General features: G+C 69.3%; 19 protein-coding genes. 12 read left to right on the top strand and 7 right to left on the bottom strand.

The features are described 5' to 3' along the window. Window positions 1–100: 100 nt before the first annotated feature. The 4 genes from malQ to BST44_RS12405 all read left to right on the top strand — a co-directional run bounded on the left by malQ (window position 101) and on the right by BST44_RS12405 (window position 5,690). A complete protein-coding gene (malQ, locus tag BST44_RS12420; RefSeq protein WP_083177408.1) occupies window positions 101–2,263 on the top strand; it encodes a 4-alpha-glucanotransferase in 2,163 nt (720 codons plus the stop codon). 4 nt (window positions 2,264–2,267) lie between these two features. Beyond that, window positions 2,268–3,149, top strand: a complete 882-nt coding sequence (locus tag BST44_RS12415) for an LLM class F420-dependent oxidoreductase (RefSeq protein WP_083177407.1) — start codon at window positions 2,268–2,270, stop codon at window positions 3,147–3,149. Window positions 3,150–3,156: 7 nt separating this feature from the next. Then, the gene (locus tag BST44_RS12410) at window positions 3,157–3,624 is read left to right on the top strand and encodes a nuclear transport factor 2 family protein (protein WP_083177406.1); all 468 of its coding nucleotides are present in this window, start codon (window positions 3,157–3,159) and stop codon (window positions 3,622–3,624) included. Between the two features lie 323 nt (window positions 3,625–3,947). Next, window positions 3,948–5,690, top strand: a complete 1,743-nt coding sequence (locus BST44_RS12405) for a molybdopterin-dependent oxidoreductase (RefSeq protein WP_083177440.1) — start codon at window positions 3,948–3,950, stop codon at window positions 5,688–5,690. Between the two features lie 124 nt (window positions 5,691–5,814). Here BST44_RS12405 and BST44_RS12400 read toward each other — a convergent pair whose 3' ends face one another. Further along, the gene (locus tag BST44_RS12400; RefSeq protein ID WP_083177405.1) at window positions 5,815–6,243 is read right to left on the bottom strand and encodes a type II toxin-antitoxin system Rv0910 family toxin; all 429 of its coding nucleotides are present in this window, start codon (window positions 6,241–6,243) and stop codon (window positions 5,815–5,817) included. A gap of 120 nt (window positions 6,244–6,363) precedes the next feature. Then, the gene (locus BST44_RS12395) at window positions 6,364–6,921 is read right to left on the bottom strand and encodes a hypothetical protein (protein ID WP_083177404.1); all 558 of its coding nucleotides are present in this window, start codon (window positions 6,919–6,921) and stop codon (window positions 6,364–6,366) included. 196 nt (window positions 6,922–7,117) lie between these two features. On the opposite strand from BST44_RS12395, the gene BST44_RS12390 reads away from it, so the two are divergent. Beyond that, window positions 7,118–8,869, top strand: a complete 1,752-nt coding sequence (locus tag BST44_RS12390; protein ID WP_083177439.1) for a DUF4407 domain-containing protein — start codon at window positions 7,118–7,120, stop codon at window positions 8,867–8,869. A 23-nt stretch (window positions 8,870–8,892) separates the two neighbouring features. On the opposite strand, the gene BST44_RS12385 is transcribed toward BST44_RS12390, so the two are convergent. Then, a complete protein-coding gene (locus BST44_RS12385; RefSeq protein ID WP_083177403.1) occupies window positions 8,893–9,711 on the bottom strand; it encodes a DAPG hydrolase family protein in 819 nt (272 codons plus the stop codon). Next, on the bottom strand, window positions 9,711–11,051 hold the full coding sequence (locus tag BST44_RS12380; protein ID WP_083177402.1) for an FAD-binding oxidoreductase: 1,341 nt from the start codon (window positions 11,049–11,051) through the stop codon (window positions 9,711–9,713). Before BST44_RS12380 ends, BST44_RS12385 begins: the two co-directional genes overlap by 1 nt. A gap of 67 nt (window positions 11,052–11,118) precedes the next feature. Here BST44_RS12380 and BST44_RS12375 point away from each other — a divergent pair, with 67 nt between their 5' ends. Then, on the top strand, window positions 11,119–11,865 hold the full coding sequence (locus tag BST44_RS12375; RefSeq protein ID WP_083177401.1) for an IclR family transcriptional regulator: 747 nt from the start codon (window positions 11,119–11,121) through the stop codon (window positions 11,863–11,865). A gap of 110 nt (window positions 11,866–11,975) precedes the next feature. Beyond that, window positions 11,976–13,334 carry a DUF2254 domain-containing protein gene (locus BST44_RS12370; protein WP_083177400.1) on the top strand — a complete coding sequence of 453 codons (1,359 nt, stop codon included), beginning with the start codon at window positions 11,976–11,978 and terminating at the stop codon, window positions 13,332–13,334. A gap of 103 nt (window positions 13,335–13,437) precedes the next feature. On the opposite strand, the gene BST44_RS12365 is transcribed toward BST44_RS12370, so the two are convergent. The 3 genes from BST44_RS12365 to BST44_RS12355 form a co-directional block, all read right to left on the bottom strand. Then, window positions 13,438–13,725 (bottom strand): ANTAR domain-containing protein, encoded by a 288-nt coding sequence (locus BST44_RS12365; RefSeq protein ID WP_007169962.1) that lies wholly within the window; start codon window positions 13,723–13,725, stop codon window positions 13,438–13,440. Window positions 13,726–13,964: 239 nt separating this feature from the next. Next, window positions 13,965–15,329: a wax ester/triacylglycerol synthase domain-containing protein gene (locus tag BST44_RS12360; RefSeq protein WP_083177399.1), complete on the bottom strand. Its 1,365-nt coding sequence runs from the start codon at window positions 15,327–15,329 to the stop codon at window positions 13,965–13,967. A gap of 118 nt (window positions 15,330–15,447) precedes the next feature. Next, complete coding sequence (locus BST44_RS12355; protein WP_083177398.1) at window positions 15,448–16,680, bottom strand: CaiB/BaiF CoA transferase family protein; 1,233 nt, start codon at window positions 16,678–16,680, stop codon at window positions 15,448–15,450. A gap of 168 nt (window positions 16,681–16,848) precedes the next feature. Here BST44_RS12355 and BST44_RS12350 point away from each other — a divergent pair, with 168 nt between their 5' ends. From BST44_RS12350 to BST44_RS12330, 5 genes are read left to right on the top strand one after another with little or no spacing between them, the layout of a single operon-like run. Then, window positions 16,849–17,712, top strand: coding sequence for a mycofactocin-coupled SDR family oxidoreductase (locus BST44_RS12350; RefSeq protein ID WP_083177397.1), 864 nt, complete (start codon window positions 16,849–16,851; stop codon window positions 17,710–17,712). A 5-nt stretch (window positions 17,713–17,717) separates the two neighbouring features. Then, window positions 17,718–18,701: a thiamine pyrophosphate-dependent dehydrogenase E1 component subunit alpha gene (locus tag BST44_RS12345; protein WP_083177438.1), complete on the top strand. Its 984-nt coding sequence runs from the start codon at window positions 17,718–17,720 to the stop codon at window positions 18,699–18,701. Between the two features lie 2 nt (window positions 18,702–18,703). Further along, window positions 18,704–19,714 carry an alpha-ketoacid dehydrogenase subunit beta gene (locus BST44_RS12340; RefSeq protein WP_083177396.1) on the top strand — a complete coding sequence of 337 codons (1,011 nt, stop codon included), beginning with the start codon at window positions 18,704–18,706 and terminating at the stop codon, window positions 19,712–19,714. Then, window positions 19,707–19,943: a lipoyl domain-containing protein gene (locus tag BST44_RS12335; protein ID WP_083177395.1), complete on the top strand. Its 237-nt coding sequence runs from the start codon at window positions 19,707–19,709 to the stop codon at window positions 19,941–19,943. The genes BST44_RS12340 and BST44_RS12335 overlap by 8 nt, the downstream gene beginning before the upstream one ends. 20 nt (window positions 19,944–19,963) lie before the next feature. Then, window positions 19,964–20,836 (top strand): enoyl-CoA hydratase-related protein, encoded by an 873-nt coding sequence (locus tag BST44_RS12330; protein ID WP_083177394.1) that lies wholly within the window; start codon window positions 19,964–19,966, stop codon window positions 20,834–20,836. Window positions 20,837–20,846: the final 10 nt, after the last annotated feature.

Below are 20,846 nucleotides of genomic sequence, written 5' to 3'. Positions count from 1 at the left end.
TCGTCCTGTTGAGCGTGCGCCGTGAGCGAACGGCATGGCGGCCGGGGCGGGCATCTCCCCGATTGGTCGGCCGGCGAATTCTGGCAGCAAGATGTCCGGTATGAGTGAGCTCGCGCCGTCGCTGGTCGAACTTGCCAGGCGATACGGCATCGCGACCGAATACGAGGACTGGACCGGGCGGCGGGTGCCGGTCTCGCCGACGACGCTGGTGGCCGTATTGGCCGCGCTCGGGGTGGCGGCGGGCAGCGAGCAGGAACGCAACCTGGCCCTGACCGCGAAGCTGCGGGCACGTTGGGCCCGCCGGTTGCCGCCGACCATCGTCGGCCGCACCGGCGAGCAGACCCGGTTCTGGGTGCATGTGACCCACGGCGACCCCGCCGAGGTCTGGTTGCAGCTGGAGGACGGCACCGTGCGCGGCGGCATCCAGCAGGTGGACAATTTCACCCCGCCGTTCGACCTGGACGGACGCTGGGTCGGCGAGGCCAGCTTCGTCCTGCCGGGCGACCTGCCGCTGGGCTACCACCGGGTGCATCTGCGCTCCGGCGGTGAGGAAACCAGCACCGCCCTGATCATGACGCCGGACTGGCTCGGACTGCCGGAGCGGCTGGGAGCCCGGCGGGGCTGGGGGCTGGCCGCCCAGCTCTACAGCGTGCGGTCCCGACAGTCGTGGGGGGTCGGCGACCTGACCGACCTGACCGACCTGGCGGTGTGGTCGGCGTCGCGGCACGGCGCCGACTATGTATTGGTCAATCCGCTGCACGCGGCCGCGCCGACGCGGCCCATGGAGCCGTCCCCCTACCTGCCGACGTCGCGGCGCTTCGTCAACCCGATTTACCTGCGGGTCGAGGCCATTCCCGAACTCGCCGAGCTGCCCAAGCGCAGCCGGGTGCGGCGGCTGCGCTCCGAGGTGCAACTCAAAGCCGCCCGGCGCGACGCCATCGACCGCGACGGCGCGTGGGCGGCGAAGCGCGCCGCGCTCGAGCTGCTGCACCGGGTGCCGCGGTCGGCGGGACGGGAGCTGTCCTACGAGGCCTTCCGCAGCCGGGAGGGGCGCGCGCTCGACGACTTCGCGACCTGGTGCGCGCTGGCCGAGAAGCACGGTGACGACTGGCATTCCTGGCCGGAATCGCTACGGCATCCCCACGCACCCGGCGTCGCGGCCTTCATCGCCGAGCATCGGGAAGCGGTCGACTTCCACCGGTGGCTGCAGTGGCAGCTCGACGAGCAACTCGCCGCCGCGCAGTCCCGGGCGGTGCGGGCCGGCATGGCACTGGGCGTGATGCACGACCTGGCCGTCGGAGTGCATCCCAACGGCGCCGACGCGTGGGCCTTGCAGGACGTGTTGGCGCTGGGCGTCACCGCCGGCGCGCCGCCCGACGAGTTCAACCAGCTCGGCCAGGACTGGTCGCAGCCGCCGTGGCGGCCCGACCGCCTCGACGACGAGGAGTATCGGCCGTTCCGGGCTCTCATCCGTGCGGTGTTGCGGCACTCCGGCGGCGTGCGCATCGACCACATCATCGGATTGTTCCGGCTGTGGTGGATCCCGCGGGGCGCGGCACCCACCGACGGCACCTACGTGCGATACGACCACGAGGCGATGATCGGCATCGTCGCCCTGGAGGCGCACCGCGCGGGGGCGGTGGTCGTCGGCGAGGATCTCGGCACGGTGGAACCGTGGGTGCGCGACTACCTGATGTTGCGCGGCTTGCTCGGCACGTCGATCCTCTGGTTCGAGCTCGACCGCGACGGAAACGGCGGCCCCCTGCCGGCCGAGCGCTGGCGCGAGTACTGCCTGTCCTCGGTGACCACCCACGATCTGCCGCCGACGGCCGGCTACCTGGCCGGCGAGCACGTGCGCCTGCGCGAGTCCCTGGGCTTGCTGACCCGTCCCGCCGAGGACGAGCTCGCCTCCAGCCGGGCGGAGCTGGCGGCGTGGATGGCCGAGTTGCGCCGGGTCGGGTTGCTCGAGGAAGGCCAGGGGGACGCGGAAAGCGTCGTGCTCGCCCTGTACCGGTATCTGGGCCGGACGCCGTCACGGCTGCTGGGCGTGGCGCTGACCGACGCGGTGGGTGATTGCCGAACCCAGAATCAGCCCGGCACCACCGACGAATACCCCAACTGGCGGGTACCGCTGACCGGTCCCGACGGGCGCCCGGTGTTGCTCGAGGACCTGTTCACCGATGCCCGGGCCGCCACCCTGGCCGAGGCGGTGCGCGGCGCGATCGCGCCCGCGGCCGTCGAGACGGCGCCTGTTAGCTTTTGAGGCCATGAAGGTCTCAGTCGTGGCACCGGTCGGCGACGGCGTCACCGCCGACCCGGAGTGGATGGCGGCCTTCGCGCTTCACCTGGAGCGATGCGGGTTCGAGTCGGTCGTCGTCGTCGAGCACACCGTGCTGGTCACCCGCTACGACAGCGTCTACCCGTACGACAGCTCCGGGCGGGTGGGGCTGGCCGCCGACTGTCCCATCCCCGATCCGCTCGATCTGCTGGCCTTCCTGGCCGGCCGCACCACCACCCTCGGGCTGGCCACCGGCGTGTTGGTGCTGCCCAACCACCATCCGGTGGTGCTCGCCAAGCGGGCCGCCACCGTGGACGCCCTGTCCGGGGGCCGGCTGCGGCTGTGCGTGGGCGTGGGCTGGCTCAAGGAGGAACTCGAGGCGTGCGGCGCGGACTTCGACCGCCGCGGCACGCGCGCCGACGAGCAGGTGGACGTCTTGCGGACGCTGTGGGCCGACCATCCGCACGGGGCGTCGTACCACGGCGAGTTCTTCACATTCGACAACGTGATGTGTTACCCCAAACCCGTTGCCGGCGCACAACTTCCCATACATATCGGCGGCCATAGCCGAGCGGCCGCGCGCCGCGCGGGGCGTCTCGGCGACGGCTTCCAGCCGCTCGGCGTCACCGGGCCAGGACTGGCGGAACTGATCTCGGTGATGCGCGACGAGGCGTCCGCGGCGGGGCGAGACCCGGCAACCCTGGAAGTGTCCTTGGGCCACGCGGTTAACAAGATCGACGCCGACCGCGCGGACGGCCTCGCCGATCAGGGCGCCGACCGGCTGGTGCTGGCCATGCCGGCGACCACGGACATCGAGCAGGCCAAGGACGTGCTGTCCGCGTGCGCGCAGCGGCTGGCCTTGGTCTCGTGACCCACCCATGACCATCTCGGCCGAAGAGCGCGCCGCGCTCAGCGACTTGGTGCACCGGTACGCCGCGCTCGTGGACGAACGCCAATTCGATTCCGTGGCAGCGCTGTTCACCACAACGGCGGTGCTGAGGGTGCCCGAGCCGCCCAAGGCGCTGGAACCGATCCATTCACACGGGGGCCGGGACGCCATCGCGGCCGCCGTCTCCGCCGTCGGGACCGTCGCCCGCACCGAACACGCCATCGTCGGCGAGGTGTACGACCGGGCCGGCGCGCCGGGCGCCGCACGCGGGCGCGTTGCGTGCATCGCGCACCACTGGGATCGGCGCGACGGCGAGATCGTCGACGTGGTGTGGCATCTGCGCTACGACGACGAGTACGAGTTGACCGACCGCTGGCGGATCGGCCGCCGGACGCTGACTATCAACGCCGTTGAGATCCGTTCGGCCCGCCGACTGCGACCGCACGACGCGATCTAGCGGACTCGCAGAAGACTTTGCGCAAACTCACAGCGACCGCCCATGATCCGAATCTGCGTAGCGAATGGGCGGTTTGTTGAGCAGTTGCGGTTACCACCACCGGGTCCCCGGCGAGTTTTGCCGGTTCCCCACCGAAGCCGCGTGCGACCGGTCCGAACGGGCCCGCCAGCCGCGTATTTCTTCCTGATCGTGTCCAATTTATACAAGTCGATCCGTGTATTTTCGGCCGCGTGACGAACACCGAACATCGGAGCGTGAACGTCGATCCCGCCGCGACCACCGAACGACGCGCGGCACCGAACGGGAACGCATCGACACTGGCAGTGGGCACTCCGCTGGAGTCCCCACCGGATTACCGCAGCGAGATTCACACCGCCGAAGACGTCATCGACGTCGAAACCTATGGCGGCGGCTTCGATCTCACCCGACGGGCGACCGCGCCGAAGCTGCGCATCGGCCGCGACCGGTGGTTCAACCTGCTCTGGCTGATCCCCATCGGCTTTGCCATGCTGATCGCCGGGGTGGCCGTCGGCAAAGGTCTGCACAACATGCCGGCCGTCCAGTCGTTCATTCAGCGCTATCCCGGGACGGACAGCGCCGGCGTCACCCCCGGCCTGCCGGCGTGGATCGGATGGACGCACTTCTTCAACCTCTTCATGATGATGTTCATCATCAGGACGGGGATCCAGATCCTCTGCGACCACCCCCGGCTCTACTTCAGCCGCAACGCCACCCCCGGTAAGGACGAGTGGCTGCGGGTGGGCCCGCCGGTACCCGACGACGAGCTGTGGACCGCCAACGCCGACACCGTCGCCCTGCCACCGCAGTTGGGGCTGCCCGGGTTCCGGCACTCGATCGGGCTGGCCCGCTGGTGGCACCTCGGCGTGGACGTGCTGTGGCTCGTCAACGGGGCGGTCTTCTACGTGCTGCTGTTCGCCACCGGCCAGTGGCGGCACATCGTGCCGACGAGCTGGGACGTCTTCGGAAACGCGGCATCGGTGGCCATCCAGTACCTGTCGCTGGACTGGCCGACCGACAACGGGTGGGTCGCCTACAACGGCCTGCAGTTGCTGGCCTACTTCACCACGGTGTTCATCGCCGCGCCCGCGGCGTTGATCACCGGGTTGGGAATGTCGCCCGCGCTCTCGCAGCGCGTGCACTGGCTCAGCAAGCGGTTGAGCATCCAGCACGCGCGGTCGCTGCATTTCGTCGTGCTGGTCTACTTCCTGTTCTTCATCCTGGTCCACGTCACGATGGTGCTGACGACCAACGCGCTGCGAAACCTCAACCACATGTTCGCCTCCCGCGACGACAACAGCTGGGTGGGCTTCGGAATCTTCGCGGCGGCCATGGTGCTGACGACGATCGCATGGGTTTGGGCCACTCCCTTCACGATTCGTCACCCGCGCGTCATTCAGCGGGTGGGGTACGCGCTCGTCGGCCCGTTCCAGCGCATGCTCGAACAGCTCGACCCCAAGCCCGGCGCCTTCACGGAAAAAGACATCTCGCCGCACCACTGGCGCAACGGCCGACTGCCGGAGACCGTCGAGTACAAAGAGCTGGAAGCCAACGACTTCAAGGACTGGCGGCTGAAGGTTTACGGCCTCGTCGAGCACCCGATGGAGTTCTCGCTCGAGGACTTGATGGCGCTGCCCTACCACGAGCAGATCAGCCAGCACTTCTGCATCCAGGCCTGGTCGGGCGTCGCCAAATGGGGTGGCGTGCAGATGAAGACGATCATGGACATCGTCAAGCCGCTGCCGGAAGCCAAATGGGCGGTGTTCTACTCGATGGGCCTGGGCGCGACGGGGGGCATCTATTACAACGCCCACCACATCGGGCAGATGGACCACCACATGACGATGCTCGCCTACAAGATGAACGATCAGCCCCTCCCCTACATGCACGGCAGACCGCTGCGCCTGCGCAACGAACTGCAGCACGGGTTCAAGCTCGTCAAGTGGATCAAGGGCATCGAGTTCGTCGCCGACTACCGCGACATCGGTAGCGGTTACGGCGGTTACAGCGAGGACCACAAGTACTTCGGGCGACACCAGACCCTGTAAGGAGACCCCCGCGTCCGGGCCCGGCCTGGCCTGGCTTGCCATGGACCGCAGGCGGATTCGCGATGCGTAACGGGACTGGCCGCTCGGTCACGCGGCGCGGTAGCGCTCTCGCGTCCCGCAGTCGCTATTGCAGGGCGGCCAGGTTCTTCACCGACTTCTCCACGTCGGAGCGCAGCACCCGGGCCACCAGTCCCCCGATCGGCCCGCTGAGCAGCCCGCCCCGCAGGTCCGCGGTGAGATGAAAATCGGTTCCGGGATCCTCGCCCGTGACCGTCATCGCCACCCCGAGGCGAATCCCACCGCGGCCGCGGCCTTGCAGCTCAATCGCTTTCGGTTCGTCGTAGCGGGTGACCGTCCAGTGGATGACGTTGCGGAAACCCTTGACCTTCACGCACGAGGAAACGCACGTCCCCTCCTCGATCTTGTCGGGGACGGGGCCGCGCCACCCGGCGAAAATCGTCATCCACTCGTCGAATCGGCCCAGGTCCGACGCCAGCTTCCAGGCGGCCTCCGGATCTACCTTCGACGACACCGAGACATCCACACGTGCCAAGTCTCCCCGCTCCTCCCCAGACGATGATTGCCGCGGGCGCCGGCACGGCAGCACGGGCGACCGGCGCGCAACGCGCACTGAGTACCCGCGGACGGGCGGGGCTATGCGTCAAGCCTGGCCCTAGGGCCAGGCCTCCTGCAATTGCTGCGCCACGTCGATGATCTGCGCGGCTTGCGACTGGGGCGCGTCGATCTCCTCGGCGACGTACTGGGCGACGAACCGGCGGATCTCGCCGTCGACACCCGCGAGGATGCGCAACACCTCGCCGCGGAAGGACTTCGACGACACGTTGACGGTGATGTCGGAGGGGCGCGGCTTGGAGACGTCGACGATCAGCAGCAGCGGCTCGGCGGCTCGCGCCGTGGCCCGCAGCGCGATATCCCCGGATACGACGAACCGCTGCTTGTCGAGCCGAAGGTCCAGCAGCAAATCGATCGACAGCGGGATGTGTATGACGAACGTGATGCTGTCGCCTAGGCGGCGGGTGACTTTGGGCTCGTGGATCTTCACGTTGGCGCTGACCTTGGCGATCCCGCCGGGTCCCTGCGCGATGGGCTCCATGGCGAACTCGTTGCCGGCGATGTCGGCGAACGCGGCGGCGACCCGCTCGGGCGTGACCGCGACCTCGAAGAACCTGCGACCGAACTCTTCGTAGGTGACATAATCGTGAATCTCCATAGGCTTATACCGTCTCACGCCGGCCGCCGGAACCGTCGCTGATCCGACCGCGTCGCTGGAAATCCGCGTCCGCCACGATTCCCCGCCGGCCTCGCCAAGACCCGGTCGCCGTGTGAGGCACGCCACACGCGGGGGCCTTCGATTCGATGCGGCGGGCGGTGGCCTGGGACGCTTGGTGGATTGGGAGGTGTTTTTGATGTGCGCCCGGGAAGCTACCGAGCAGCGCTCGGCCCTATGGCCCGCGGCCCTGCTCACCTGGCTCGGCGGCGGGCAATGGCGCGAGCTGGGTGAGCGCCACGAGCGGTCCACCCATGCCCTCACCGGCGCCGTGGTGCTGGCAGGGGCGGTGCTCGCCTGGCTCGTCGCGATCCTGGCGGTGAGCGAGTCCGCTCGCTGGCCGCTCGCTTCCGTCATCCCGCTGACGCTGGTGTTCGGCGTGCTGGTCGGCGCGGTCACCCGCGCGACGGCTTCCGGGTCCCCGCGCGGGCGGGCCGGCGTCGGAGCGCGCACCCTGGTCGCGACCGCCCTCGGCGTCGTCGTCGGCGAGCTGGCCGCCACCGTCCTGCTCGCGGGCTCGATCGACCACCGTCTGGACGAACGCGCCCTGCGCAACGCCGCCTCGGCCCCGGCGGTCGCGCAGGCGTCGGCGTCCCTGCAACAGACCCGGGACGCGCGCGCGGCGCTCGACCGCGCCGTCGACCGGGCCCACCAGCAGCAGGACCAGGCCCTGGTCGTCGCGCGCTGCGAATACCACCCGAGCCCGGCCTGCCCGCAGACCCGCATCACCGGAGTGCCCGGGGCGGGGCCCGAATCACGCACGGCCAACGAGCTTCTCGCGGACGCCCAGCGCGAACTGGACGATGCGCTGGCCGCCCGCGACCGCCAGGCCCCCGCGCTGGACGCCACGATCTCCCGCCAGGACCAGGAACTCGCCATGGCACGCCACCGGGTGGTCGCGGACGCCGATCACGGCCTCGGCGCGCGCTGGGTCGCGATGAACGACCTGACCTCCGCTGACGCCGGCGCCCTGACGCTGCGGCTGCTGACGATCGCGTTCTGCGTGCTGCTCTACCTGCTGCCCCTGATCCTGGGGCGGTGGCGCGGTGAGACCACCCACGATCGCCGCGCGGCGGCCCGCGCCGAGCGCGAACGCGCGGAACTCGAGGCCGACACCGCGATCGCGATCAAGCGGGCCGAGGTCCGCCGCGAGGCCGAGATCATGTGGGCCGAGCACCAACTCACCCAGGCCCGCCTTGCCATCGAGGCCCAGACGGAGATCGACCGCGAGCAACAACGCCGGCGAATCGTGGAGGCTTTCGATCTCCCCGTCCAGGCGCCGTCGCAGCGCGCCTTCGAGCAGGTCGAGGAGGACATCTACCTGCCGATCGCCGCGGAGGCCGAGGCCGCGAGTCGCGCGGCCGTCGGGCTGCCCGCCCCGGCGCCGGCCGACGAGGTGGAGAACCTGCCGGCGCCCGTCGCGCGCGGGGTCGAGCCGCGCGGGGAGGGTGGCGCTTCGCTGATCCCGTCGATCCCGGACGCCACCAAGGCCGCGGCGCGGTGGATCCGCCCGCTGGTGCCGCCGTTCGTGGGCCGGGTGATCGGCACCACGACCGCACCGCTGCGCACCGCGCGTCACGTCTTCGAAGAGGTCGAGGAGATCACGTTCTCGCTGCGGCGCACCCACAAGGTGACGTTCGACGCCGAGAGCTCCGGCGGTGAGCGCCCCGCGCCAGCGGCGTCGGACGATGAATCCCCTTCCCCCGAAGCGGAATTCGTCAGATCGTCGCGCGTCGGCCGTGCGGCGGCAAGCCGCCGGCAGGTGGGCGGGCGAGAACACCGCGGCCCCTCGCTGGCCGGCTCCGGGCGCGACGATCCGAAATTGCCCCGGCGCGAGCGACCGGCCGAGCTGGATTCACCCGGGGGCCCGCCTCAGCTCCCGCCCGCCTGACCACCTGAATCTCGCGCGAGCGATTATTCGTCGCCGAAGGCCGCATAGAGCTCCGGCAGGAAGCCGGCCAGGTGATTCATCTCCTGGGCGCAATGCACCATCAGGTTGCGGGCGTTGGTCTCGGCGTTGCCGAGCATCCGCGCGGCGACCGGACGCACGGCCCGCGAGGCGACGCCGGGCACGTTGCGCACGGCGATGTGCCGCCCACCCATCCAGAACCGTGACCGCATCTCGGCCCCGCCCGGTGTCGACCGGACGTGGTGGATGAACCATCCGACGTCCACCGGAGCCTCGCTCGAGCCCAGCCGGGCACAGATCGCCACCGCGCGGTCGCTGTCGGGCGGGCAGCCCATCGTCGCCGGGTCGACGAATTGGATGGCACCATTGAGCATCGCCGAACCGATGTACTCGCTGATCAGCGACCAGCGGCCGACGTAACGCCGCGCGCCCCGGCGCCCCGCATCCTCAGCATCCGAGCCGTCCTTCCAGGCGGCGCACAGATGGGCCCGCGGATGCCACAGCTTGTACCGGCGGGTGTCGCACCCGTGCCAGCCGAACCACCACGACCACATCGCGGGGGTGACGCCGGGCATGTCGGTGCGAACCGACACCTGATAGCCGCCGTCGTCGAGGACGCCGTAGCCATTCTCGGTCTGCTGGTAGCCGTCCTCGGCGACGCGCGCGCCGTCGTCGAAAGCCGGCAGCGCCATGGCGCCCTGCGGCCCGTGTTCCAGGGCCGCGACGACATGGCGTGGCAACGGCGCCATCTCGGGCGTGAAGAACTTGCCGAACGGGGTCTGCGCGTCGTCGTCGCGGTAGCCCAGATAGAGGTCGCCGCCCATCAGAGTCGCCCCATCCAGCTGTTGAACAAGCCGTCGGGGTCGTACTCGGCGCGCACGCGGTCGAGCTTGGCCATCGCGGCGTCGCTGGCGAACCGGGCCGGACGTTGGCCGAGGTTCTCGTCGGCGAGCTGGATGCCGATCGCGAATTCGGACATCGCGGCCATGTTGGACCGCGCCCAGTCGGCGTACTTCGTCTCGTCGGCCGGGTCCTTCCACGAGCCGTAGAGGGCGAGGTAGATGTCGCCCTCGATGCTGTAGGCCATGTCCTGGCGGGGCGGGACCGGTCCCCAGTTCAGCCAGAGGAAGTGCGCCGGGTGCGGGGGCAGCGTGTCCAGGATCGTCCGGATACCCGGCAGCAGGTCTTCGGCCGGGGCCGATGTCCACATGTTGTCGACGGCGTAGTAGTGGTCGGCCAGGTAGTGACTCATCGCGACGTCATACCAGGTCGCCAAATCGGTTGGCATGTAGGGGATTTTGACGAGCGCCCGGTCGGCGACCGGGCAGGTGCCGAAGAGGGCGAGCGCCTTTTCGGCCTCCTCCTCGGAGTCGGCGAACGCGGGCGACGCGAACGAGATGCACGGGACGTCGATGCCCATGTTCGGTTCGCCGCGGGAGGCCACGGCCTGCAGCTCGACCCGCGGGTCCACCTCGGCGCCGACGGCGCGGGCCCACGTGAAGACCTCCTCGGCGAGTTCGAACGGGTAGACATACACGCTGGTGCCACACACGGCGGGCCGCGGATACAGCTTCAGGTAGAACGACGTGACCACTCCGAAGAACCCGGGTCCGGCGCCGCGGGCGGCCCAGTACAGATCGGCGTTGTTGCTGGCGTCGCAGTGGATCTGCTCGCCCTCGGCGGTGACGACGTCCAGGCCGACGACGCTCTCGCACGCCGGGCCGTAGATGCGGCTGTTCCAGCCGTACCCGCCCTGCAGCAGGTAACCGCCGAGGCAGACGCCCTTGCAGTGGCCGCCGGGGAAGAACAGGCCTTGCGCCTCGAGATCGGCCATCAGCAGGCTGCCACCCTTGCCCGGACCCACTCGGGCGAGGCCCTTCTCCGCATCGATGCTGACGTCATCGAGGCGGCTGACATCCAGCAGCACGGAACCGTCGCGCAGATGGCTGGCGGCGAAGCTGTGTCCGCCCGAGACGACGCTGACCTTGAGCCCCTGTGCGCGGGCGTAGTGGATGCCGGCGACGACGTCCTCGGCGTCGGCGGCCTGCACGATCACTTCGGGGTAGCGTTCCGGCACCCGTTGGTGCCACACGGTGCCGCGGCGGGCCGCCTCGTATCCGTCATCGCCTCGGAAATGGTGCCGTCCGGCCGGTAACCCGCCCATCTGGGGTCTCCCTTGGTTCGCAATTCGGATCTTTGAGATCCGGGATGCGGAACACTATAGTGGATGAATGCCGTCTCCGGGGGAAAATTTTCCAACTGGTCGCGATGAGGGCATCCAGGTGTTACGTCGCGCCGCCGCCGCGCTCGACGAGATCGCGGCCGAGCCCGGGCGGTTGCGCCTGGTCGACCTCGGTGAGCGCCTCGGACTGGCCAAGTCGACGGCCCGCCGCCTGCTGGTGGGCCTCGTCGAGGTCGGGCTGGCCAGCGTCGATTCGCAGGGCCGGTTTTCCCTCGGCGATCGCCTGCTGGGCTTCGGCAATTCCGACGCGGCGCGCGTCTCGGCGACCTTCCGGCCCACGATCGAGCGGGTGGCGCGTGCGACGGACGGCGAGACGGTCGACCTCTCGGTCCTGCGGGGCGGGCGCATGTGGTTCGTCGACCAGATCGAGTCGTCACATCGACTGCGCGCCGTCTCCGCCATCGGGGTGCGATTCCCGCTGGAGTCGAGCGCCAACGGAAAAGCGGCCCTCGCGGCGCTCGACAACGGCGACGCCGAGGCGGCGATCGCCCGGCTGGGCCGCGAGACGGCCGACCGGCTCCGCGCCGAGGTCGACGAGATCCGGCGCACCGGCATCGCTTTCGACCGCGACGAGCACACGCCCGGCATCTCGGCGGCCGCGATCGCCCGGCGCGCCGCGGGCGACACCGTGGTCGCCATCTCGGTGCCCGCGCCGACGGAGCGCTTCCTCGAGAAGGAGAACCGCATCGTCGCGGCATTGCGCGCCGCCGCGGATGCGCCGGTATGGACGCGTTGAGTCGGGCCAAACCGGGAATACCTGGATGCCGGGCCCGGAAGGCGGGCCCGTAAACCGGCGGCCGGCCGCTTTTCCCTTGCCCGGGTGCCACGAGGTGCAGCAGAGGTCGGATGCCGTCAACCACATGGCGCAGTCAGCTCAGCGACGCATTGCTCACCCGGCTGTGGCCGGTGCCGTTGCTCGGCGTGGTCTTCGCAATCGGAGCCGGCCTGGTCGTGCCGGAGCTCGACCGGGCGATCGGCAACGCGCGGCTCCATGTGCCTTTGCTATCGGGCAGCACCGCAGACGACGCGCGCGAGCTGCTGGGAACCATCACGACCGCGATGATGACCGTCACGTCGCTCACCTTCTCGTTGACGGTCGTCACGCTGCAGCTGGCCAGCGGCCAGTACTCGCCGCGGCTGCTGCGCACCTTCGCCCGCGACCGGTTCGTGCAGACCACGATGGCACTGTTCCTGGCCACCTTCGCCTACGCGCTCACCGTCCTGAAGAACATCCAGAACGGGCCACACCAGTCGGCCCACGCCGTGCCGCACATTGCGGTCAGCATCGCCGCCTTGCTGGCGCTGTCCAGCGTGGTGGGGTTGGTCTTCTTCCTGGCGCACCTGGTTGCCGAGATCCGCGTGGAGACCATGATGCACACCGTGTGCGCCGACGCGCTGTCGGCCGGGAGCGAGACGTTCCGGGCGCTGGAATCCAAGGAGGATCGCGAGCCGATACCCCGGCCCCCGGCGCGAGCCGCCCTGATCGCCGGGCGCTCGAGCGGGTTCCTGGTCAGCATCGATGAGGGAACACTGCTGTCCGCCGCGCTGGGGGCCGACGAGGTCGTCTTGGTCAACCGCGCTCCCGGCGACTGGCTCGTCGAGGGGGACCCGGTGGCTTTTGCGTGGGCACTCGACCCATCGGACACCCTCGAGGACGACCGGCTGCGGAAGGTCACGGAGTGCGCGGTGGCCGCCCTGCGAACGGGCAATGAGCGGACGCCGGTCCAAGACGTCGGCTACGGGCTGCGGCAACTCACCGACCTGGCCGTCAAGGCGCTGTCGCCGGGGGTGAACGACCCCACTACCGCCGTCCACGCGCTCGGGTACAGCTCGACGCTGCTGTGTCACCTGGCGCGTCGCCGCCTGCACCACACGGTTCTGTGCCGCGACGACGTGCCGCGTGCCATCATCCGCCAGCCGACCTTCGGCGACCTGCTGAATCTGGCCGTCGCCCAACCGCGACGATACGGCGCCGACGACCCCGCCGTGCTCGGCCGGTTGTTGACATTGCTTCGGGAAGTCGCTTGGCAGACAAGGAATCCCGAACACAGGTGCGCCATCGAGGACCAGCTGTCGCGCCTCCGGGGCACCATTGCCGCGCAGAACTTCCACGAAGCCGAGATCAACGAACTCGGCGCCCTGGAGCGCGACGTGGAGGCGGTCCTGGCGGGTGATTGGCGACCCGAGGTGCAAGGCGGCTGCTGAGCGCGCCATCGGCAGTGACTTCGCGCCGCTCGGCGGGCGCAGCCGGAAGTTGGTGGCGGCCGGGTTACCCCTCGAAGCTCGGCCGCCCCAACGTCTTACCCGCTCAGCAGGGCACCGCGGCGGAGGAGAACAGCGGTCCCCACTCGTGCCTGGCCGCCGATTGCGCATCGGTGAAGCTCGGTGTCTTCTCGCCGTCGCCGGCCAGGTGCACCAACGCCCAGGCCATCGCGAACACCGGCACCTTGTGCCGCAACGCCGCACTGTGCAGTTCGTCCAGGGCGGCTTCCGACGGACACCGGCGGAGGCCGATGAGAATGCCCCGCGCGGTGTCGAGAATGCGACCGGAGTGCGGCCCACACGAAGTTTGGGCGGGGACCCAGTTCGTCGTCATGCTGCGGATACCTCCTGCGGCGCCGTCACGAATCCGCCACTGCACGGCGGACGAGGATCCTGCGCTACGCATCGTCGCGGCCGCAAACCCCAAAGGCGCCCTGTGCCATGATTTGTCCATCGATGTCGTTGTGCCAGACCATCGCCACGATTGATACCCGCCTGTGACCGTTTCGGAATCCGCTGCTAATCAACGATTCCCGCGCCCGGACAATTTACCCCTACTGCTCCGGCAACGAATCACCCTGCCAGCGAGAGCAATTCGTCGAAGCCGGCGACGATAGCGGCGCGGAAGACGTCGTAGTCGGGTATCGCGGTGGTGTCAATGTTCATACCGAGCCCGCACGTGTCGACGTAGGTGAGCAGCGTGACATTGACGGCGGAGCCGATGGTGGGACCGAACGCGTATTGCGCGCGGACGGCCGCCCCGCCGAGGAACACCGGCACCGGGACACCAGGCACGTCACTGGCCACGAAGTCCACGTGGCGCAGGACCGAGCCGATGTACCACCGCGGCGCCAGGTTGAGCACCCCGGCGATCAATTGCGTGTAGGGCAGCGACCTTTCGCTACGTACCGCGGCAGTGCGCTGCCGTATCGCCGCGATCCGCTTCGCCGGATCCGCCTCGCCGACGGGGACATCGAAGCGCATCAGCGTGATCCGATTCCCGCCGATGCCATCGGCTTTGGTGCGCAGGCTGATCGGCATCGTGATGTGCAGGTCGCCCACCGCGACGCCGTGCTTCTCGTGGTAGATGCGCAGGCCCCCGGCCACGCCGGCGACGAACGCGTCGTTCAGCGCCCCGCCGCACCGGTGCGCCGCTTCGCGCAGCGGCCGCGTCGGCACCTGATGCACCCCGAGACGCCGGATCAGGCCCCGGTCGGTCGCCAACGGTGACCCGGTTCGGCTGATCGGCCGGACGGTTCGGTACACCGACGCCGCGGTCGTCGCCGCGGACCTGAAGGTGGCGACCGGCCGCCGGACGCTGTCGTACATCAGACGTGGGACCCGAGTGGCGGCGCCCGTAATCGCACTGTTGAGCAAGCCGGTGTCGTAGCGCACCGCGTCGCGGTAGCCCCCGAGCAGCGACGACCCCCCGATCTCGGGCTCGGGCGGCATGGCTTCCATGGGGTAGAGATCTTCGGAGAGGTCGAACAGGTGCATCGCGATCTGGATTCCGCCGACCCCGTCGGTGAGCGCGTGGTGGAACTTGCAGATCACGGCCGCGCCGTCGTTTTCCAGGCCGTCGACGAACGTCGTCTCCCACAGCGCGCGGGCGCGATCGAAATCCTGCATCTCGGCCACTCGCGCCATCTCGAGCACGTCGTCGAGGGTTCCCGGGCCGGAAATCGTCGCTCGCCGCAGGTGGTAGCCGAGGTCGAAATCCCGGTAATGCTCCCATCGCGGCGGGGCCGGCGGCGGTGACGGCACCACCCGCTGCCGGAACATGGGCAGTTTGCGGCTGATCAGGTCGAATCGCTTGCGCACTTCGTCCCAGTCCGGTGGCCGGTCCAGCAGGATCACGCTGACCACGGTCGATCGCAGCCGTGGGTCGGTTTCCATTGCCCAGGTGAACGCGTCGCTGGCGCGCATGAATGCAGTCATTCCGATGCTCCTTGCACAGAACGTACGACGGCGGGCGGCGTAGGTCACCGGGTAATCGGCAGGCGGTGACTTTGGTCCCCCCAGATAGCGCCTTTCGTCGACTGCCCGACCGCGCCGCCTACAGAATCGCCCCGGCGTCCTTGGCCCGGGCGATGTCGTCCCAGTCGACGCCGAGTTCGAGCAGGATCTCCTCGGTGTGCTGGCCGTGTTCGGGCGCACGCGCGGGCGCCGGCGGGGTCTCGTCGAACTGCACGGGCGCCGCGACGATCCGGTACTTTTCGCCGTGGTCGTCGACGTTGGTCACCACGTATCCGTTGGGTTCGACCTGGGGGTCGTCGAGGGTTTCCCGCGGCGTCGCCAGGGCGCCCCACACGCCGGGCTCTCCCTCCAGCGCTTGTTGCCAGTGGGCCAGGTCGTGGCGGGCGAACACGTTGGCCAGGATCTCGGTGGCCGCCGCGGCATTGGCGATCAAATTGGTCGACGGCACGAATCGCTCGTCGCTCGCCAGCTCGGCCAGGCCCACGCGCTCGCAGAACCCCGCCCAGAACTTGTCCGGCTGCAGGAACACCAACTGGATCCACCTGCCGTCGCGGGTCTTGTACCTGTTGACCAGCGGGTTGATGGCCAATCCCGGCGGTGCGCCGGGGATCCCGTCGATGTCGAAGAAATCGGCCGCGCAGATGGACGGCGCTATCGCCCACATCGCCTGCGCCAGCAGCGAGGAGTCGACGATCGTCGGTTCGCCGGTGCGTTCGCGATGAAACAGCGCGGCGCACACTCCCCCGGCCAGCGTCGCGCCACCCTGCAGGTCACCGAAACCCGGCCCCTGCACGGCGGGGGTTTCGCTACCGAACGGGGTGAGCGTGTACGCGACGCCGCCCCGCGCAAGGTAGGTGGCCGCGTCGAAGCCGCCACGGTCCCGATCCGGGCCCCGGACACCCAGCCCGGTGCCCCGCGCGATGATGATCTTCGGATTGAACGACCGGATGTCGTCCACGGTCAGCCGGGCCCGCTCGAGCGCGCCCGGCAGCCAATTGGTAAGGAACACATCGGCATTGGCCAGCAGGCGGCCGAACAGCTCGCGCCCGGCCTCGGATTTGATGTCGATGGCGATGCTGCGCTTGCCACGGTTGCCCAATTCGAGGATGAAGTCGGCGTCCGGGCGGGCCGCCTGCCGGGTGAACCCGCCGACGACCAGCGCGCGGCCGGGGTCGCCGGCGGCGACGCCCTCCACCTTGATCACGTCGGCGCCCCAGTCCGACAACGCCGCACCGGCCGACGGCACGTAGGTCCAGGACGCCAACTCGACCACCCGCACCCCCTGCAGGACACGCCCCTGCACGCCAGACATCGCCAACTCCCTCTCGGTCGATCCGCCATTCCTTGCTATTTTAGATATTCTAGCTAGTCTAGGGCGTAGTGGTGGCCCAGCTGCAGGTCAGGGCGGTTTCCAGGAAGCGCTGATCGTGTTGGGACCCAACGTCGATCGCGATCTGGACGCACGGACGAAGGACGGGCGATGGGCAGGGTAGCGGGCAAGGTGGCCGTCATCAGTGGCGCCGCGCGCGGGCAGGGCCGTTCGCACGCGCGGATGCTGGCGGCCGAGGGCGCGGACATCATCGCGGTCGACCTGTGCGCCGACATCGAGACCAACGAGTACCCCCTGGCCCGGCGGGAGGACCTCGACGAGACGGCCCGGCTGGTCGAAAAGGAGGGGCAGCGCGCGTTCACCGCGGTCGCCGACGTCCGCGACCGGGTGGCCCTGTCCGCGGCGATCGACGAGGGCGTCGCCGAATTCGGTCATCTCGACGTCGTCGTCGCCAACGCGGGCATCTGCCCGTTGACCGCCGGCCTGCCGCCGCAGGCCTTCGCCGACGCCGTGGACGTGGACCTGGTCGGCGTGCTGAATCTGGTGCACGCCAGCCTCAAACACCTGCGGGCCGGTGCGTCGGTCGTCGTGATCGGGTCCAACGCCGCGTTCATGTCGTCGATGAACACCACGGGCATCGATGGCGGACCCGGCGGCGCCGGGTATGCGTTCGCGAAATTGGCTGCGGCGCACTACGTCAACGACTTCGCCCTGGCGCTGGCCCCGTTCTCCATCCGGATGAACGCGGTGCACCCCACCAACGTCAACACCGACATGCTGCACAGCCCGCCGATGTACCGGGCCTTCCGGCCGGACCTCAAGGAGCCGACCCGCGCGGACGCCGAACCGGTTTTCCCGCTCGTGCAGGCCATGCCGATCCCCTACGTCGAACCCGAGGACATCAGCGAGGCGGTGCTGTTCCTGGCCTCCGACGCCGCGCGCTACATCACCGGCCAGCAGCTCCGTGTCGACGGTGGCGGCTTCCTCAAGGTCAAGCCGTGGTCGGGCGGGTGACGCCGATGAGCGACGGGGCAGCGGGTGCCGAGCGCCGGCTGTACGAACTGATGGCGCTGATGAAGGCGGCCGACGACCGGTTGTCCAAAGGCATCGGCACCGGCGAGTTCATCTGCGTGTACTGGCCCTCGCGCGGCCAGGAGGCCATCGCCGCCGCGATGGGCGTCGCGCTGAGGCCCGACGACCAGCTGGTGACCACGTATCGCGGCCTGCACGACCTGATCGGCAAGGGCGTCCCCCTGGAGGAGATCTACGGCGAGATGATGGGCCGCACCGTCGGCGCCGGCAGGGGCAAGGGCGGCACCATGCACATCGCCAATCCCGTTAAGGGCGTGATGCTTTCGACGGGGATCGTCGGCGCGGGCCCTCCGGTGGCGGTAGGCCTGGCGATGGCAGCCAAACGCAGGGGCTCCGACCGCGCCACGGTGGTCAGCTTCGGCGACGGCGCAACCAACACCGGGTCCTTCCACGAGGCGGCGAACATGGCCGCGCTGTGGGACCTGCCGATGGTCTTCGTCTGCCAGAACAACCTCTACGCCGAGATGACGCCGACCGCCGACACGATGAAGCTCGAACACGTCGCCGACCGGGCGGCCGGCTACGGCATGCCGGGGGTGCGCGTCGACGGCAACGACCCGCTGGCGGTCAGATCGTCGCTCGACGACGCGCTGCGGCGCGCCCGCGCCGGCGGCGGCCCCACGTTCATCGAATGCGTGACGTTTCGGTTCCGCGGCCACTATTTCGGTGACCGGGCGCCCTACATCCCCAAGGAGCAGCTGGCCGCCGCGATGGCGGCCGACCCGGTCCCCCGGTTCCGCAGTCATCTCGCCGACGCCGGCATCTGTACCGCCGACGAACTCGACCGCATCGACGAAGAGGCGCTGGCGGCGGTGGAAGCGGCGCTGCAAACCGTGCTTGGCGCGGATTCCCCGTCGATCGACGAGCTGGACCGCGACGTGTACGCGGCCCCGATCGCGTTCCCGGTGTGAGCATGCCAGAGACCGAGATGACCATGCGCGAGGCGCTCAACCTCGCGCTGGACCAGGCGCTCGCCGCCGACGACCGGGTGTTTCTGCTGGGCGAGGACATCGCCGATCCGGGCGCATCCGGCCCAACCGCGGGCCTGTCGACGAAGTACGGCCACGAACGCGTCCTGGACACGCCGATCTCGGAGGCCGCGATCGTCGGCGCGGCCATCGGCGCCGCCATCGACGGCCTGCTGCCGGTGGCCGAGATCATGATCATGGACTTCATCGGCATCGCCGCCGACCAGCTGATCAACAACGCGGCCAAGCTGCGGTTCATGACCGCCGGACGCACCACGGCGCCGATCACCGTGCGCACCCAGGTCTACGCCGGGCTGGCCACCGGCGCCACGCATTCGCAGAGCCTGGAGGCGTGGTTCATGCACATTCCGGGCATGAAGGTGATCGTGCCGTCCACACCCCGCGACGGCAAAGGCCTCCTGACGTCGGCGATCTTCGACCCCGATCCCTGCCTCTTCGTGGAAACCATTCGGCTGCAAGGAAAGAAGGGCCCCGTCCCCGTCGACCCAGGATTTACGATCCCCTTGGGACGGGCCGACATCAAGCGGCCCGGCAGCGACGTGAGCCTGATCGCTTACGGGCGCTGCGTGCACGACGCCCTCGCCGCCGCCGCCACGCTGGACGAACGGGGGGTGAGCGCCGAGGTCGTCGACCTGCGCACCCTGGTGCCACTCGACATCGACACCGTCGTGGACTCGGTCCGCCGCACCCGCCGGGCCGTCGTGGTCCACGACGCGGTCCAATTCGCCGGTCCCGGAGCCGAGATCGCCGCGACCCTGCACTCGGAGCTGTTCGCCGAACTGGCCGCACCCGTCGAACGGGTGGCGGCCCGATTCGTCCCCAACCCTGCCGCGGCGGCGCTCGAGGCGCAGGTGTACCCATCCCCGGAGCGGATCGTCGCGGCCGCACGGCGGACCCTCGACAAGGCCGGGGCGGGGGCGAGGGCGCATGGCTGACTTCATCATTCGCGTCCCGCGCGTCTCGGTGGCGGTGTCCGAAGCCGAGCTGACCGGCCTGCTCGTCGATGCCGGACAGCACGTGGAGGCGGGCACGCCGATCTACGTGATCGCAACCGAGAAGGTGGAACAGGAAATCGAAGCCGGGGCGTCGGGCACCGTGCGGTGGACTGGCCAGGTCGGCACCACCTACGACATCGGCGCCGAAATCGGTGTCATCACGTCGTGAACCAGGAAAGGTGAGTACGGATGGATCTCAACGAGACTCGCGAGAGGATCATCTACCAGAAAGAGGGGCCCATCGCCCGCGTCACGCTGAACTGGCCGGAGAAGGCCAACGCCCAGGACCAGAAGCTGGCCGAAGAGGTCGACGCCGCGCTGGCCGACGCGGACCGCGACTACGACATCAAGGTGCTCGTCCTCAAGGCCAACGGCAAGGGCTTCTGCTCGGGGCACGCCATCGGGAACAACGCGGTCGACTACCCGGCGTTCGTGGAGAACGCCATGGTGACCGGCCACCCGTGGAAGGCGCAGTCGGACCTGTTCGTCAAGCCGACCCTGAACCTGTGGGAATTCTCCAAGCCCACGATCGCGCAGGTGCACGGCTACTGCGTCGGCGGCGGCACCCATATGGGCCTGACCACCGACATCGTCATCGCCGCCGAGGACGCCTATTTCTCCTACCCGCCGCTGCAGGGATTCGGCATGCCCTCGGGTGAATGTTCCATCGAGCCCTGGGTCTTCATGAATTGGCGGCGCGCGGCGTACTACCTGTTCACCGCCGAGGTGATCGACGCCAAGAGGGCGCTGGAGGTCGGCCTGGTCAACGAGGTCGTCCCGCGTGATCAGCTTGACGACCGCGTCGAGGCCATCGCCCGGCACATTGCCCAGGCGCCGTTGACGACGCTGATGCTCACCAAGGCCAACCTCAAGCGAGCCTGGGAACTGATGGGCATGCGGGTGCACTGGCAGAGCTCCAATGACCTCGTCGCGCTGGCCTCGATCAGTAAAGATGTGCAGCAGCTGATTCAGACGGTGTTCAAGGACAAGGTGTTGCCGTCCGAGCACGCCCGGCGGCAGGCCGCGGCGGCCGCCCGGACTGACGGCGCCGCGGCCACTTAGGTTTTCGCGG

Origin of the sequence: Mycobacterium scrofulaceum, from assembly GCF_002086735.1 — a bacterium.
GTDB lineage: Bacteria > Actinomycetota > Actinomycetes > Mycobacteriales > Mycobacteriaceae > Mycobacterium > Mycobacterium scrofulaceum.
This window is presented reverse-complemented; position numbering and strand designations above follow the sequence as displayed.

Bases quoted from the DNA above. Each gene is read 5' to 3' on its own strand.
- malQ (WP_083177408.1), top strand. From the start codon at position 101: ATGAGTGAGCTCGCGCCGTCGCTGGTCGAACTTGCCAGGCGATACGGC.
- BST44_RS12415 (WP_083177407.1), top strand. From the start codon at position 2,268: ATGAAGGTCTCAGTCGTGGCACCGGTCGGCGACGGCGTCACCGCCGAC.
- BST44_RS12410 (WP_083177406.1), top strand. From the start codon at position 3,157: ATGACCATCTCGGCCGAAGAGCGCGCCGCGCTCAGCGACTTGGTGCAC.
- BST44_RS12395 (WP_083177404.1), bottom strand. From the start codon at position 6,921: ATGGAGATTCACGATTATGTCACCTACGAAGAGTTCGGTCGCAGGTTC.
- BST44_RS12390 (WP_083177439.1), top strand. From the start codon at position 7,118: ATGTGCGCCCGGGAAGCTACCGAGCAGCGCTCGGCCCTATGGCCCGCG.
- BST44_RS12385 (WP_083177403.1), bottom strand. From the start codon at position 9,711: ATGGGCGGCGACCTCTATCTGGGCTACCGCGACGACGACGCGCAGACC.
- BST44_RS12380 (WP_083177402.1), bottom strand. From the start codon at position 11,051: ATGGGCGGGTTACCGGCCGGACGGCACCATTTCCGAGGCGATGACGGA.
- BST44_RS12375 (WP_083177401.1), top strand. From the start codon at position 11,119: ATGCCGTCTCCGGGGGAAAATTTTCCAACTGGTCGCGATGAGGGCATC.
- BST44_RS12370 (WP_083177400.1), top strand. From the start codon at position 11,976: ATGCCGTCAACCACATGGCGCAGTCAGCTCAGCGACGCATTGCTCACC.
- BST44_RS12365 (WP_007169962.1), bottom strand. From the start codon at position 13,725: ATGACGACGAACTGGGTCCCCGCCCAAACTTCGTGTGGGCCGCACTCC.
- BST44_RS12360 (WP_083177399.1), bottom strand. From the start codon at position 15,329: ATGACTGCATTCATGCGCGCCAGCGACGCGTTCACCTGGGCAATGGAA.
- BST44_RS12355 (WP_083177398.1), bottom strand. From the start codon at position 16,680: ATGTCTGGCGTGCAGGGGCGTGTCCTGCAGGGGGTGCGGGTGGTCGAG.
- BST44_RS12350 (WP_083177397.1), top strand. From the start codon at position 16,849: ATGGGCAGGGTAGCGGGCAAGGTGGCCGTCATCAGTGGCGCCGCGCGC.
- BST44_RS12345 (WP_083177438.1), top strand. From the start codon at position 17,718: ATGAGCGACGGGGCAGCGGGTGCCGAGCGCCGGCTGTACGAACTGATG.
- BST44_RS12340 (WP_083177396.1), top strand. From the start codon at position 18,704: ATGCCAGAGACCGAGATGACCATGCGCGAGGCGCTCAACCTCGCGCTG.
- BST44_RS12335 (WP_083177395.1), top strand. From the start codon at position 19,707: ATGGCTGACTTCATCATTCGCGTCCCGCGCGTCTCGGTGGCGGTGTCC.
- BST44_RS12330 (WP_083177394.1), top strand. From the start codon at position 19,964: ATGGATCTCAACGAGACTCGCGAGAGGATCATCTACCAGAAAGAGGGG.